The organism is Ruegeria sp. J8 (genome assembly GCF_056531925.1).
The window spans coordinates 15793-28658 of sequence record NZ_JBQFMR010000007.1; the positions used below are offsets into that span (position 1 = coordinate 15793).

General features: G+C 60.7%; 11 protein-coding genes. 1 reads left to right on the forward strand and 10 read right to left on the reverse strand.

Annotated features, from left to right (window positions below; all coding sequences use genetic code 11):
* Positions 1 to 11: 11 nt before the first annotated feature.
* From ACR0L1_RS15105 to ACR0L1_RS15135, 7 genes are read right to left on the reverse strand one after another with little or no spacing between them, the layout of a single operon-like run.
* Positions 12 to 488, reverse strand: coding sequence for a class I SAM-dependent methyltransferase (locus ACR0L1_RS15105; RefSeq protein WP_480859659.1), 477 nt, complete (start codon positions 486 to 488; stop codon positions 12 to 14).
* Positions 485 to 1252, reverse strand: coding sequence for a polysaccharide deacetylase family protein (locus ACR0L1_RS15110; protein ID WP_480859660.1), 768 nt, complete (start codon positions 1250 to 1252; stop codon positions 485 to 487). Before ACR0L1_RS15110 ends, ACR0L1_RS15105 begins: the two co-directional genes overlap by 4 nt.
* A complete protein-coding gene (locus tag ACR0L1_RS15115; RefSeq protein ID WP_480859662.1) occupies positions 1249 to 2391 on the reverse strand; it encodes a glycosyltransferase family protein in 1143 nt (380 codons plus the stop codon). The genes ACR0L1_RS15110 and ACR0L1_RS15115 overlap by 4 nt, the downstream gene beginning before the upstream one ends.
* Positions 2388 to 2972: a histidine phosphatase family protein gene (locus ACR0L1_RS15120; protein ID WP_480859663.1), complete on the reverse strand. Its 585-nt coding sequence runs from the start codon at positions 2970 to 2972 to the stop codon at positions 2388 to 2390. Before ACR0L1_RS15120 ends, ACR0L1_RS15115 begins: the two co-directional genes overlap by 4 nt.
* Positions 2969 to 4045, reverse strand: a complete 1077-nt coding sequence (locus tag ACR0L1_RS15125; protein ID WP_480859665.1) for a glycosyltransferase family 4 protein — start codon at positions 4043 to 4045, stop codon at positions 2969 to 2971. The genes ACR0L1_RS15120 and ACR0L1_RS15125 overlap by 4 nt, the downstream gene beginning before the upstream one ends.
* On the reverse strand, positions 4045 to 5292 hold the full coding sequence (locus tag ACR0L1_RS15130; RefSeq protein WP_480859667.1) for a glycosyltransferase: 1248 nt from the start codon (positions 5290 to 5292) through the stop codon (positions 4045 to 4047). The genes ACR0L1_RS15125 and ACR0L1_RS15130 overlap by 1 nt, the downstream gene beginning before the upstream one ends.
* Complete coding sequence (locus ACR0L1_RS15135; RefSeq protein WP_170769877.1) at positions 5289 to 6503, reverse strand: glycosyltransferase family protein; 1215 nt, start codon at positions 6501 to 6503, stop codon at positions 5289 to 5291. Before ACR0L1_RS15135 ends, ACR0L1_RS15130 begins: the two co-directional genes overlap by 4 nt.
* Before the next feature lie 367 nt (positions 6504 to 6870).
* Here ACR0L1_RS15135 and ACR0L1_RS15140 point away from each other — a divergent pair, with 367 nt between their 5' ends.
* The gene (locus ACR0L1_RS15140; RefSeq protein WP_480502856.1) at positions 6871 to 9243 is read left to right on the forward strand and encodes a mechanosensitive ion channel domain-containing protein; all 2373 of its coding nucleotides are present in this window, start codon (positions 6871 to 6873) and stop codon (positions 9241 to 9243) included.
* A gap of 88 nt (positions 9244 to 9331) precedes the next feature.
* On the opposite strand, the gene ACR0L1_RS15145 is transcribed toward ACR0L1_RS15140, so the two are convergent.
* From ACR0L1_RS15145 to ACR0L1_RS15155, 3 genes are read right to left on the reverse strand one after another with little or no spacing between them, the layout of a single operon-like run.
* Positions 9332 to 10687: a CoA transferase gene (locus ACR0L1_RS15145; protein WP_480502855.1), complete on the reverse strand. Its 1356-nt coding sequence runs from the start codon at positions 10685 to 10687 to the stop codon at positions 9332 to 9334.
* Positions 10684 to 11838: an ABC transporter permease gene (locus tag ACR0L1_RS15150; protein WP_170769880.1), complete on the reverse strand. Its 1155-nt coding sequence runs from the start codon at positions 11836 to 11838 to the stop codon at positions 10684 to 10686. Before ACR0L1_RS15150 ends, ACR0L1_RS15145 begins: the two co-directional genes overlap by 4 nt.
* A complete protein-coding gene (locus ACR0L1_RS15155; RefSeq protein WP_170769881.1) occupies positions 11835 to 12863 on the reverse strand; it encodes an ABC transporter permease in 1029 nt (342 codons plus the stop codon). Before ACR0L1_RS15155 ends, ACR0L1_RS15150 begins: the two co-directional genes overlap by 4 nt.
* Between the last annotated feature and the right edge of the window lie 3 nt (positions 12864 to 12866).

The following is a 12866-nucleotide window of genomic DNA, read 5'->3' on the forward strand; positions in this document are numbered from 1 at the left end:
GATCAGCCTGATCAGGCGCGATAGAACAGGTAGCGGTCTGGCGCGATGGTTACGGGCCCGGTGATTTGGTCGAAACCTACCAGTGGTTGCCCCGAGATCAGCAGCCCTCCGGGCAACATGACCTGCGCGATCAAGGGGCTGAGGCGGGCGGCTTCGGCCACGTCATCGGCCTTGATGCCGCGCCCGAAATCATAGTGTGCCATGGCGATCTTCGGCCCGCCTTGGGCCAGTTTTTCCAGCATGGGTTCAGCTTCGCCTTGCAGGAAATCCTCGGCAGGGGGGGTGCTGGAGGGGTGGCATTGCAGCACCCGGTCCATCACCCAGATGCGCCGGTCGGGTAGGATTTCGCGCAGGTGGTCATAGGTCCGGCCATTACCAAGACCCATGTCCAGAACGTCTCCGGGGTGGTCCGCTATCTGCGCGACCGCCCAGTTCAGCCCGTCGCGCTGGGCAGTCAGGCGGCGCAGCATGGAATCCAATCGGCTCATTGAGGTCTCCGTAAGGTCTCGGGGGCAGTCCAGAGGGTCGTGGGCCCATCCAGAAGCCGCCGCAAGAAGTCATGGGTGAAGGTCCAGATGTCGTCATCATGAACCAGATGATGGGTCAGGTAGCCGAAGGGTTCGGCGTTGTCCGCGCGTCCCAAACGCCTGTCGCGAAGCAGATCGACGGTCTGGACGACAAGCTGATCCGGCGCGATCAGCCTGCGCGTGCCGCGCCAGTCAATCGGGTCTAGATGGGTGTTCACCTGATCCAGCCCCGGTGCGGTTTGCGCGATTTTGCGCGGTGTCGCGGTCGAAAGTGTTGTGAAACCCAGCGTCGGCAAGTTCTGCACTACTTCGGGCGCGATACGGTTCCACGGGGGCACGAATAGCGGCCGTAGCCGGTGCCCAAACAGGGTGGTCAACCTATCCAGCCCGGCTTTGGCGTCTTTCGTGATATCGGGCAAGGGTCGGTGCAGCCGGAATTCGGCTTTCTTTTCGGCCGCCGGAGCATGGTTCTGATGCGCCCAGCCGTGGACGATTGGGACCAGCGCTGAATGTGCCTGTACATAGTCGGCCAAAGCGTGATCGGCATTCCGTGGGATCACGGCGAGATGAACAGGCAGCCCAAGCGCGTCGGACAGCTGAGTCAGACGCTCCAATTGCGGGGTTGTGGTGATCGCATCGTCATCCCGCCACCAAAGCGGCAGTGACAATCCCTCTTGCCGCCACAGTGCCAGTTCTGCTTCCAGAGAGTGCCAATCGACCTTCATCCCCGACGCTCCAGCAGAGCCTTGGCGATCTCGACAGATTTGGCCGCGCCGTCAAATCCGTGGTAGGGAACGGGCCGCGCGGGTGCGTTCAGAACGCGGTCTACAGCCTGTGCAAGGGATGCACCGCCCAGATCGTGGCTGGCAACCAACGCGACCCCCGGCTGATCCGATAGGCTTTGGGCGCGCAGGGTCTGTTCGACCTCATTGCCGTCATCGAACGGGACAAAGACCGCAGGTGTCGCGGCCTGAAGAATATCAAGTGCTGTATTGTAGCCGCACATGCTGACCGAGGCTGCGGCGTGGCGCAGCATCTGGCGAAAATCGGGTCGCACGGGTTCCAGGGTGACATTTGCGCTGCTCACCAAATCCGACAGTTGAGCAATGCGCACCTGCGCGTCCTGCCCGCCAACCAGCAGGCGCCAGCGCCTGTTGGTCATCTTTTGGGCGGCCTCGATGGCCGCGCGAAAGATCGGCTGCCCGACCGAGCCTCCGCCCGCGCTGACCAGAACCTCACCTTGCCCCAACGCGTCGGGGTGTGGAGGGGCCGCCTCCGGGGCGACAAACCCGGTGTAGTATAGCCGCGGGCGCAAGTGCTCTGACACTGGCCAGCTGACGTCCAGCGGAACCATCTGCGGGTCAGAATGCACCAGAACCCCATCGTATGTGGTCAGCACGATCTCTTCTGCGCGCGTGGCTTTGCTTGGTTTTGAGGGCGGCGCAAGGATGTCCCGGATCGAGCCCAAAATCACCGGTCGTTTGGGCAGTGCAGAGGCGGCCTTGAGCAAGGCGATGAACTCAGCGCTCAGGGACCGCCGGCCAAACGGAAATAGTTCGGTTATCAGCACATCAGGGGCAAAACTGCGCACCGCCTCAACCAGAGCTGCCTGCCGCCCGGCCAGATATGCTACATCGGCAACTTCGTCGGTCTGGGTCAGCAGCCGGGTGAAATCTGTTCCGTCCGAGCGCAGCGGCGGCAGACCCAGCAAGGTCATGCCCGTCACATTCAGCTGCGGCGCAGGCATTCCGCCCGTTACCACCAGAACCTGATGGCCGTCTTGCACAAACGCGCCCCCCAATGTCAGTGCGCGGCTCAGGTGCCCCGTGCCCAACAGATGAGTGACGACAATCATCACCTTCATGCTGCGCCATCCCTTTTGATCAGGCGGAGAGGTTCGGTCTGGGCGCGCATGTTCTTCATATCAATGATATAAAGCCGGTTGCGTTTGATTTTGAAAGGGGCGGGTCCATCAAATTCCCAAGACCAAGCTTGCGCCAGAATGACCCGCATGATGCCGATATGGCAGACAGCAACCGTGTCGCCTGTCAGACCACCTAACCACGGGCGCAGACGGTCGTGAACTTCGGCCGGGCTTTCTCCGTTTGGGGGGCGGAAGTCCCATCCCCAATGCTCGATATGTCGATAGCCACTGTCGGGCTCAGCCAGTAAATCGACGCCGCGCAACCCTTCCCAATCGCCCCAATTCATCTCGGTCAGCTCCTCTGCCGTCATGGGGTCGCGCCCGGCCACCAGACGCGCCGTATCATGCGCGCGTTTCAGGGGGCTGGACCAGAGCGCCGCCTGATCCCACGGCTCGGGCAATGCGTAAGTCGCAAGCTCGGACCGGGCCGCGTCATCCAATGGAATATCGCTGCGCCCTTGGATGCGCCCGGCGCGGTTCCATGTCGTATGTCCATGGCGGAGCAAGGCAAGCTGGGTCATTTCTGCCCTCCGATCAGGGGGCGCACCGTTTGCCAGAAGCGTTCGGTGGCGGCGGGTTGAAGATGGCGCGCGGCAACATGCGCCTGGGCCGCAGCGCCAATGTCTCGGCGCAGTGAGGGATTGGCCAAAAGGGTTTGCAGCCGATGGGCCAACCCGGCCGGGCCGTCCTCGACCGTTGGGTAGTCCGACGGGGCCAGAACGTCGCGCACGCCCGGACGGTCTTGCGCAACGACCGGCAGGCCGCAGGATTGCGCCTCAAGATAAACCATGCCGTAGGCTTCGTTCACACCAGGCCAGACCAACAGCGACGCCTTTTGATAGTGCGCCTGCATATCGGCGCGATCCAATTGGCCCAGAAACCGAACTTTCGCCCCAAAAGGCGCCATCAAAGCCTCAACCTCGGCCCGCGCCGGGCCATCGCCCGCGATATCCAGAGACCAGGCGCCGTCCAGCAACGCCAGAGCCTGTGCCAGAATCTGGTACGAGGCCAGCTTGTCCCCGTGCCGCATCATCCCGACGACCAGCATAGGGCCTTCACAAACCGCCGCACCCGGAAGGTCCGCGCGAGGCAGGAAGGGCGGGAATTCGATCAGCTGCTGTGACCCGTATCTTTCACGTTCCAGTGTGATCAGATCGTTGGCCGTGTGGTAGAAGATCACCTGTGCCGCATCGCAGGCCTCATGGGCGGCTTGGGCGAACCCTGCCCAGGGGCCGGTTAGACGGCTGGTCGCGCGCGTGCTTTCCAGTTGCACATAGGGGATTTTCCGCGCCCGGCTGATACGCGGGCCCAGCAGGTCAGGTGCCTTGTAATAGTTGTGATACGTCACCCAAAGGGCGGTATCCGGCGAGAGCGTATGGATCAGGCGCTTGGCTTCGGCGTCAGCCTCGGTTCGCAGCTTATCCTGGACCTGAGCGTCGCCGGTTTTGTCGAAAACGCGCAGATGCGAGACCAGATCGACCGCGTCCCCCTGCGCACCAATCGCTGCCAAAAGGTTACGCGCCATTTCCCGGTCGCCGGACGGCACCGGACTGTCGGGGGACTTCATCGGAGTGTAGAACGCAACGCGTGCCATCAGCCCCGATCCGCCCCCAATGTGCTTAGCCGTTTGGACAGCAAAGCAATGCCGGGATCCATACGGAATTCGGCGATCAGGCGGTCATAGGCGTTACCGGCCATCTGCATCGCCTCAGCAGGGTCTTGCGCCATCCTGGTGATCGCTGCGGCCAGTGCGGCGGGCGCATCTTCGGATAACAGGCCATGGATTCCGGTGTCGATAAATTCTGGTATGGCCGAAACCGGTGTGGATAGGATTGGCAGCTTTTGCGAGGCGGCCTCCATTAGTACATTGGGCAGGCCGTCCCGGTCGCCGTCGGCGGCGATGCGGCTGGGCAGGACGAAGAGATCGGCCTTGCGCATGGCTTCGATAACTTCGGGCTGGTCGCAGGCCCCTTTCCAGGTGATCCGCGCTGCAAGCCCGGCATCTTCGGCACGCCCGGCCAGCGTTTCGGCCAGCGTGCCGCCGCCGATATGCGTCCAGTGCCAGTCAAGAGCCTCGGACAACAGCGCGAAGGCGTCGATCAGGCGGTCAAAGCCCTTTTTCTCGACCAGCCGCCCGACCGAGATCATGTGAAACGGCGCGTCAGGCGCGCGCTGCGTGCGCTCGGGCGGGTCCGGAAAACGACTCAGGTCCAGCCCGTGATAGATCAGATCGACCCGCTTGGGATCGTCGGCCAGGTCGCGCAGATGTGCGGCGCCGATGGCTGTGCAGGTTGCACCAAAGGCAGCACCATGGGTGCTGGCCTGAAGCTTTTCAGCTTTTTCCCAATCAGGAGAAGTCCAGATATCCTTGGCGTGGGCGGAGAAGCTCCACGGCAGGCCGCGCATGATGGCGGCATAGCGCGCGACCGAGGACGGCGTGTGCATGAAATGCGCATACATGACCCGCGTGTCCTGCGGCAATTCAGCGGCAAGCACGCAAGCCTGACCAAAGCGGCGAATGCGGTTGTGAGTCGGGTCGCGGCGCAGATCTGCACGCCAGATCCGGTAGGCCTCGGCATAACCGGGCAGGGCCTGCGCGGCACGGCGCGCGGCCCAGACGCGTTGGGGTTCCTGATACAGATACTCGGGCAGGTAATGCACCTGACCCTTGAACCGGTCATGCAGCGGATGGCGTTTGACGTCGGTGGGATGGCGTAGTGACCAGATGTCGAACCGATGGCCCGCATCCTGCAATGCAACCAGTTCCTGAGCGATGAACGTTTCCGACAGGCGCGGCCACCCTTTGACCAGCACCGCCAGATTAGGAGGCGCAGATGTCATCCGATAGCCCGTTCCTGTTCTCCGTTCAGCAGGGCGTCAACGCGGTCCGTGACATAGTCCAGCCCGTCCAACAGCCCGTCGCCAATGGCTTGGGACGGCAGGGGCTGATCGGGCAGGGCGCGAATGGCTGCAATCATTGCCTCGGGAGTCAGGCCATCGCGGCTTTCGTCCAGCATCCGCACCAGCCCCAGCTCTTCTGCGCGCGAGGCGCGAATCCACTGTTCCAGACGCGGGGTCGTGCGAGGAACAATGACGGCGCGTTTGTCAAAGGACAGCACTTCGCAGAACGTGTTGTAGCCGCCCATGCAGACGACACCGGCGGCCCCGGCAAACAGGGTTTCAATCTGGGATTCAAAGCCGACAGCAGTCACGCGACCGTTCAACGCCGCAACGCGCGTTTCGAAATCGTCCCGCAACTCGCCCGACAGGAACGGACCATAGACCAGCACGGCGCGGGGCGACAGGGTGGGGTCTTTTTCGTATGCCGACAGAACAAGGTTCACCATCGCCTTGCCGTCGCCGCCCCCTCCGGGGGTGATCAGGATATATGGCTGCTCGGGCGGTTCGCCCACGGGGCCAAGATCACGGCGCAGATAGCCGGTCCAATGGATGCGCGATTGCACCTCGGGGCTCAGCGGTAGGCCACGTGTCGGGTCGTAGATCGAGCGTAGCCCATAGACCCAGATCTCGTCATAATAGGCCTCGGTTGCAGCGACCGCCTCTTTACGATCCCATTCAGCGGCCAGAACCTCGGGCTCATCCAGAACGTCGCGCAATCCAAGGACCATTTTGGTTCTTCTGCTTTGCATCAGACAGTCAAGGGTCGGCAGCAGCTCGCCCCGGAAGCCGGTAGGTTCCTTGTCGACGATAAGCACATCCGGGTCGAATTGCTGCACTGACGTTCGGATTAAACCCGAGCGTAGTTCGGTCACTTCTTCGATACCCATGCCCATGGTCTGTGAGGCATAGGACCCGTCAGCGCGTTTGGTAACACCGGGTAGACGAACGTGATCCACCCGACGCGGAAAGGTAAACCGCCCGGCAACGGGCGAGCCGGTCAGGATCAGTGCCGAGGCCGAAGGGTCCGCCTGTGTCATTGCAGCGGCCAGAGCACGCGAGCGGCGCAGATGACCCAAACCAAAGGTGTCGTGGCTGTAGAACAGAATACGGGGCGCACGTCCGGCTATTTTCTGTTTTCTTTTAAGGCTCATACTTTTGCCTGTGTCCGTGTCTTGGTGCATGTCCGCGCGGGTGCACTTCTATCGTATTTGTTTTCGGTCGGCTTGCAAAAAACGCGGTTCCGGCGGGTCAAAACCGACAAACATTGCGATTTGGCTACATGTTGCAATGAAATGGCCCAACGTCGCTTTGCTCTACATCAGGTTCCGGGTCGAAAACCTCAATTGTTGTCCGGCCCGGTCTTATTCACTTTCCATCGCGATGGAAATACTTCGGTCACCGCTATTGCGGTGGGAACACGTGGAAAGACGAACTGGGGTCGACATCTGTTGAGCATTTGAACACGGGATTGTGCTTCTATAGGCTGCGGGGCAAATGCGGACGTGGATGAAAGACCCGATGACAACAAGATTATTTGCCGTTTTTGCGCTGTTGACCTGGGCAATCGCGTTGACTTTTGCAGGCGGAGCTGAAGCGCAAACATCGCTCATTCCCGGCTACACAACGGGTGCGGACAGCACCGACGAGGCCTCGGAAGGTGGGGATCTGGCTGCTGCGATCCGCTCAGCAACCGAGGCTGGTGCCAGCGTTATCGTCATCGACAGTGCGGGGAAAATCGTATCGTCGGGTGCACCGGCACAGGCCAATCAGGACGCCGCAGGCGACCCGATGGCCGATGGGTCGCAATTGATGAAGGCGCAGGAGCGGTTTTCGAAATTCCGCGAGTCGATGCAGTCGCGGCTTGAGGCGCTGCCTTATTCGATTTTCGAGGTGAAATACGTCCTGCGCCAAACCAGCCCCGATGGCCGAATACAGACCTATGTCGAGGTGTTGTTCTGGAACATCCTGTTCCTGTTGCTGGGGCGGTGGCTGTCAACTGAGATTTACGGCAAGCGCATCGCCAAGGGGATCGTGGTCGCGCGATCCAAGGAAAACCCGCAGGGCTACCGCGAAAAAATGCCGTTTTTGGTGTTCCGCTTCCTTATGGGGATCGGGGGTACGATCTTTGCCATGCTGATGGCCCTGATCGTTGGATTCCTGTTTTTCGGCGAGGCTGAGGATATCTCGATCCAGTTCACGGTCACGGCGATATTCGCGGCCTTCTTCCTGTCGCGCACGGTGTCCGATCTGTGGCGTATGGTGCTGTCGCCCTATCTTAGCCAGTACCGCCTGCCGCCGTTTTCGGACCGGGACGCCAAACGGCTTTATATCTGGGCTTCGGCGATTGCGACCTATGACATCTCGGTCGTGATGTTTTCGACCTGGGTCGCGGATTTCGGGCTGAACTATAACGTTTATGCCATGGTCTATGGCGGCCTGACCATGTTGGGTGCGTTGGGCAATTTGCTGATGATCGCGTTCAATGGGCGTGCCATTTCCCATGCCATCCGGGGCGGACGTACCAAGGAACAAGTGTCGTGGATCCTGCGTTTCATCTCGCTGGCTTGGGCACCTGCGCTGATCGTCTATATCGTGTTCAGCTGGTTCAAACTGGCTGTCGATCTGGTGCTTGAAAACCAGAACTCTATCCCGATCGTGGCCAGTAGCTATGCCATCTTTATGTCGGTGGTGATCGCTTACGGTGCTATGAACTATCTGCTTGAGCGGTATTTCGACCGCAACCGCCAGATGGAGGAGATGAACGCCGAAGACGCCGATGCGCCCGAGGAGGAGTTAATCGAGACCCCTCTGGCCGAAAAACGCGCGCATTCCATCGTGACGTACGAGGATCTGGCGCGCCGTGTGGCTGGTATTCTGGCCTTTGTGGTTGGGCTTTACGCGCTGGTCGTCATCTGGAACCCGGATGCCAGCTGGAGCGAGGAACTGCCTATCGAGCGTTTCCTGGACGTGATGGTGATCATCTTCATTGGCTATGTCCTGTTCCATTTCTTCCGCATCTGGATTGACAGCAAGATTGCTGAAGAGATTGACGATGGCGGGGCCGAGGCCGAGCTGGGCGATGAAGGTGGCGAAGGCGGGCAAAGCCGTCTAGCCACTCTGCTGCCTCTGTTCCGGGGGGCGATCTTGGCGGTGGTTGTCGTAACCATTGCGCTGATCGCGCTGATGGAAATGGGCATCAATGTCAGCCCCCTGTTTGCGGGCGCGGGTGTTGTGGGTCTGGCCGTTGGGTTTGGATCGCAGACGCTGGTGCGGGATATTTTCTCGGGGGCGTTTTTCCTGATGGATGATGCGTTCCGCAAAGGGGAATATATCGACATTGGTGATGTGAAAGGCACTGTCGAGAAAATATCGGTCCGGTCGTTCCAGCTGCGTCATCATCTGGGTGCGCTGAACACCATTCCTTTTGGTGAGATCAAGGTGCTGACCAATTATTCCCGTGACTGGGTGATCATGAAGTTACCCTTGCGCGTAACTTATGACACTGATGTCGAGAAGGTGCGCAAACTGATCAAGAAGCTGGGGCAGCAATTGCTGAGCGACCCGGTCATCGGCGACAATTTCATCCAGCCGCTCAAGTCGCAGGGCGTGATCGAGATGCAGGATTCCGCAATGATCATCCGCGTCAAGTTCATGACCAAGCCGGGTGATCAGTGGTTGGTGCGCAAAAAGGTCTATCAGGAAATCCGCGAATTGTTCGCCCGCGAAGGTATCCGGTTTGCGCACCGCGAGGTAACGGTGCGTCTGGCCGATGAGAAAGCGCCCGAAGACCTGACGCCGAAACAGCGCGAGGCGGTGACAGGTGCGGTGCAGGCCGCGATTGACGAAGATTATCTGGACGATATCGGCCCCGGCGGAGGGGATGACAGATAGGACGTGCTCCCGCCCCTTTGGGCCGCGTTTCTGACGAAACGCCACCCAAAGCGTTGGGCCGGGCCGCGCGTACCGCGCGGCGGATGCGCTAGGGCTTCAGCGTTGGCCAGACGGGTTGGGACGTGCCCAGTTTCGATGCAGGCAGAGGCCAGTGCATGTCCGTTGTGCTCAACCTCAGGGCCGGTTTTAGACGATGACCGACACCCCAGCCGGATTCCTCGGGCGTGCGGGCATAGTCGGTCGGGTTGGCATTTTCGATATCCTCAGACGTTTCGGACTTGCTGAGAATGGCCAGCAATTCAGCAGTTCGGGCAAGGGACAAGCGGGCCTGCATGATTGAGTTACCTTGGGCGGCCTCGGCCAGAGCAGACAGCACGGCGGCGGCCATCAGATAGCCGGTTGCGTGGTCCAGCGCCTGCACCGGCAGGGGCGTCGGCTTGTCTGCCTTGGCCCAGATGCGGCCAGTATCGGCGATGCCTGCGCTCATCTGCACAAGGCTGTCAAATCCGCGCCGGTTCGCCCATGGCCCCTGCCAGCCATAGGCGTTCAATGTGACTTCGACCCGGTTGGGCGCAATCGCGTCCCGTTTCGCTTGCGTCAACCCCAGCGCATCCAGCGCGCCTGGGCGATAGCCATGCACGAACACATCCGCCTGAGACAGCAATTCCTGTAATGTCTCCATTCCGGCGGGCGACTTTAGATCCAGATAGGCACAGTGTTTGCCCAGCGAGACATCCGGGATCACGCCGGGTTCGTCCCAGCCGGGCGGATCAATACGCAAAACCTCGGCCCCGACCCCGGCTAGAGTGCGGGTGGCAATGGGGCCTGCCAGAACGCGGGTCAGGTCCAGAACGCGCAGGCCCTGAAGCGGCCGTTCGGCCGTGGCCTCTGGACGGTCGCGCAGCATGATCTGGCGGGGGTTGTGCCAGCCGATCAACGGATCACGCGACATCGCCCGGCCTTGGGGATGCTCCAGCCATTCGGCCCTGCTGCGCATTGCGGCGGTGGCGCCGCCCTCGGCCACGATGGCGGTTTCCAGATCGGCGACAGCCCATGTCTTGAGGGCCTGAGCGACAGCATCGCGGTTCGCATCGACCTTGAGCACTTTCAATGCGGCCAGTCGGTGGCGCGCTAGGTTGGTATGTAGCCTGATCCACCCGTCAGAAGCTTGATAATCCCCGGCGATGGCGTCCCAGAGGCTCGGCATCTCCCACCCTTCGGGCTTGAAGGAAAACCCGTACCACAGTGAAGCCAGCCGGTGATCAACCGTGACGTCGGGCGCGCTGGACGTCAGGTTCAGGGACACCATCAAGCGCGCCAGCTCTTGCCCCACCGCGGCAAAGCTGGCGGTGGCCAGTTCAGATACGGCAAAGGCGCTGGGCCGCGCTCCGCTTCCGATTACTCGATAGCTTTCCGGGTCAGGAAGCGCCGAAACCAGTGTCATTGCTGATAGGGGTCGAGACTGTCACGCAGCCCGTCGCCAAGGAAGTTGAAAGCCAGCACAACCACGATGATCGGCAGCATCGGGATCGCCGTCCACGGGTAGATCTCGATCGAAGCGAGGTTCTGCGCGTCATTCAGCATCACGCCCCAACTAACCGCTGGAGCCCGCAGGCCGAGGCCTAGGAAAGACAGCGCCGTTTCCCCCAGGATCATCGCCGGGATCGACAGAGTGGCCGAGGCAATAAGGTGGGACATGAAGTTCGGCAGCAGGTGCTTGCGGATCACACGGCCCGAGCTTGCACCCATCATTTCGGCTGCGCGCACATATTCTTCCTCGCGCAACGACAGGAACTTGGCGCGCACAGATCGGGCAAGGCCGGGCCAGTCGAGTATCCCGAGGATGATCGAGATTATGAAGAACACTGCCACTGGGCTCCAGTTCGAGGGCACCGCTGCAGACAAGGCCAGCCATAATGGCAGTTCGGGCAGTGAGCGTAGAATCTCGATGACGCGGTTGATGACCCAGTCGATCTTGCCGCCGAAATAACCCGCCATCGACCCGAACAGGATGCCTAGGAAGAACGACACCGAGATGCCGATCAGGCCCACGGTCAGCGACAGTTGCGCGCCATAAAGAATGCGGCTGAAGACATCCCGACCCAGACGGTCGGACCCCCACAGGAACAGCGTTGCCCCTTCGGGCGCACAGAACAAATGCGTGTCCGACTTGATCAGCCCCGCCAGCTTGTACTCGGCCCCTTCACAGAAGAATTGGAGCGGGCGCGGATCGCTGGTGTCGGTCACGGCTTTCCACTGGAAGGTCTCAAGGTCGGCCTCGATCACCGTCGGGTAGACAAACGGACCGACGAATTCGCCTTCGTGGAACCAGTTGACGCTTTGGGGTGGGGCATAAAGATGCTCGTCATTGCGTTCATTCGCACCATAGGGGGCAATGAACCCGGCAAAGGGCAGCATCAGGTAGCACAGCAGCAAGAAGATACCCGAGATCAAGCCCAGTTTGTGGGTGCGGAATTTGCGCCAGACCAGCAGCCAGTTGGGGGCGTCCAGATCAGCTCGCTCGAGCTGTTGCAGGGCGGCGTCTGGATCGAAGGGGGCATCGTCGACATAGCGACCGTCAGAGCGTTTGGTCATGCTTCACGCCCCTCATACCGAATTCGTGGGTCCAACATGACCAGCAAGATGTCCGAAATCATTGTCCCGATCAGCGTCAGCAGTGCGACGAACATCAGGATGAAGGCAGACAGGAACTGATCCTGCGTCTTCAGCGCGGTCAGCAAGGTCGGGCCGATGGTCTGCAGCCCTAGCACCACCGAGACCAGAACCGACCCCGACACCATTGAGGGCAGCAGGTTGCCGATATCGGCGACAAAGGGGTTGAAGGCCACGCGCAGCGGATATTTGGTCAGCATCCGCGACGGAGCCATGCCTTTTGCGATGGCGGTTTCCACATAGGGTTTACCCAGCTCGTCCAACATATTCGCGCGCAGCCGTTGCATCATCGCCGAGGCGCCCGAGGTACCGATTACAAAGGTTGGCACAATCAGGTGGAGAAGTATGGATTTCATCTTGTCCCAGCTCATCGGCTCACCCTCGTAAATCGGGTCCATGAGCCCGCCGATGGGCAGGTTGAAATATTGGTGGCCGTAGTAGAACAGGATCAGGGCCAGCAGGAAGTTCGGCGTGGCCAGACCCAGATAGCCCACAAAGGCCGAGGTATAGTCGATCCACGTCCGCGACCGCGCCGCCGCAAGGACACCAAGCGGCAAAGCGACCGCGTAGACAAACAGGATTGCGGCAAGGTTCACCACAACGGTCAGCCACAGTGTGTCGCCCACAATCTCGGCCACCGGGCGGTCAAATTCAAAGGACCAGCCGTAATTGCCTTGAATCAGCCCCTCAAACCCATGGGGGCCGGGCCAGAAGCCCATCCAGATCAGGTATTGCTCCCACATCGGACGGTCCAGCGCGTATTCGGTCCGCAGGAATTCGGCCTTGGCCACACCGGCGGATTGCCCTGAGGCCTGAAGCTCGGCGATTTGGTTGCTGAGGTAATCGCCAGGCGGCAGGTTGATGATCACGAAGATTAGAACCGACACCACAAGCAGTGTCAGCAGCATCGTGAAAAAGCGATACACCGCGTAGCGCAGCATTACCATTTA

Coding starts and splice junctions, on each gene's coding strand:
- ACR0L1_RS15105 (WP_480859659.1), bottom strand. CDS start 488: ATGAGCCGATTGGATTCCATGCTGCGCCGCCTGACTGCCCAGCGCGAC.
- ACR0L1_RS15110 (WP_480859660.1), bottom strand. CDS start 1,252: ATGAAGGTCGATTGGCACTCTCTGGAAGCAGAACTGGCACTGTGGCGG.
- ACR0L1_RS15115 (WP_480859662.1), bottom strand. CDS start 2,391: ATGAAGGTGATGATTGTCGTCACTCATCTGTTGGGCACGGGGCACCTG.
- ACR0L1_RS15120 (WP_480859663.1), bottom strand. CDS start 2,972: ATGACCCAGCTTGCCTTGCTCCGCCATGGACATACGACATGGAACCGC.
- ACR0L1_RS15125 (WP_480859665.1), bottom strand. CDS start 4,045: ATGGCACGCGTTGCGTTCTACACTCCGATGAAGTCCCCCGACAGTCCG.
- ACR0L1_RS15130 (WP_480859667.1), bottom strand. CDS start 5,292: ATGACATCTGCGCCTCCTAATCTGGCGGTGCTGGTCAAAGGGTGGCCG.
- ACR0L1_RS15135 (WP_170769877.1), bottom strand. CDS start 6,503: ATGAGCCTTAAAAGAAAACAGAAAATAGCCGGACGTGCGCCCCGTATT.
- ACR0L1_RS15140 (WP_480502856.1), top strand. CDS start 6,871: ATGACAACAAGATTATTTGCCGTTTTTGCGCTGTTGACCTGGGCAATC.
- ACR0L1_RS15145 (WP_480502855.1), bottom strand. CDS start 10,687: ATGACACTGGTTTCGGCGCTTCCTGACCCGGAAAGCTATCGAGTAATC.
- ACR0L1_RS15150 (WP_170769880.1), bottom strand. CDS start 11,838: ATGACCAAACGCTCTGACGGTCGCTATGTCGACGATGCCCCCTTCGAT.
- ACR0L1_RS15155 (WP_170769881.1), bottom strand. CDS start 12,863: ATGGTAATGCTGCGCTACGCGGTGTATCGCTTTTTCACGATGCTGCTG.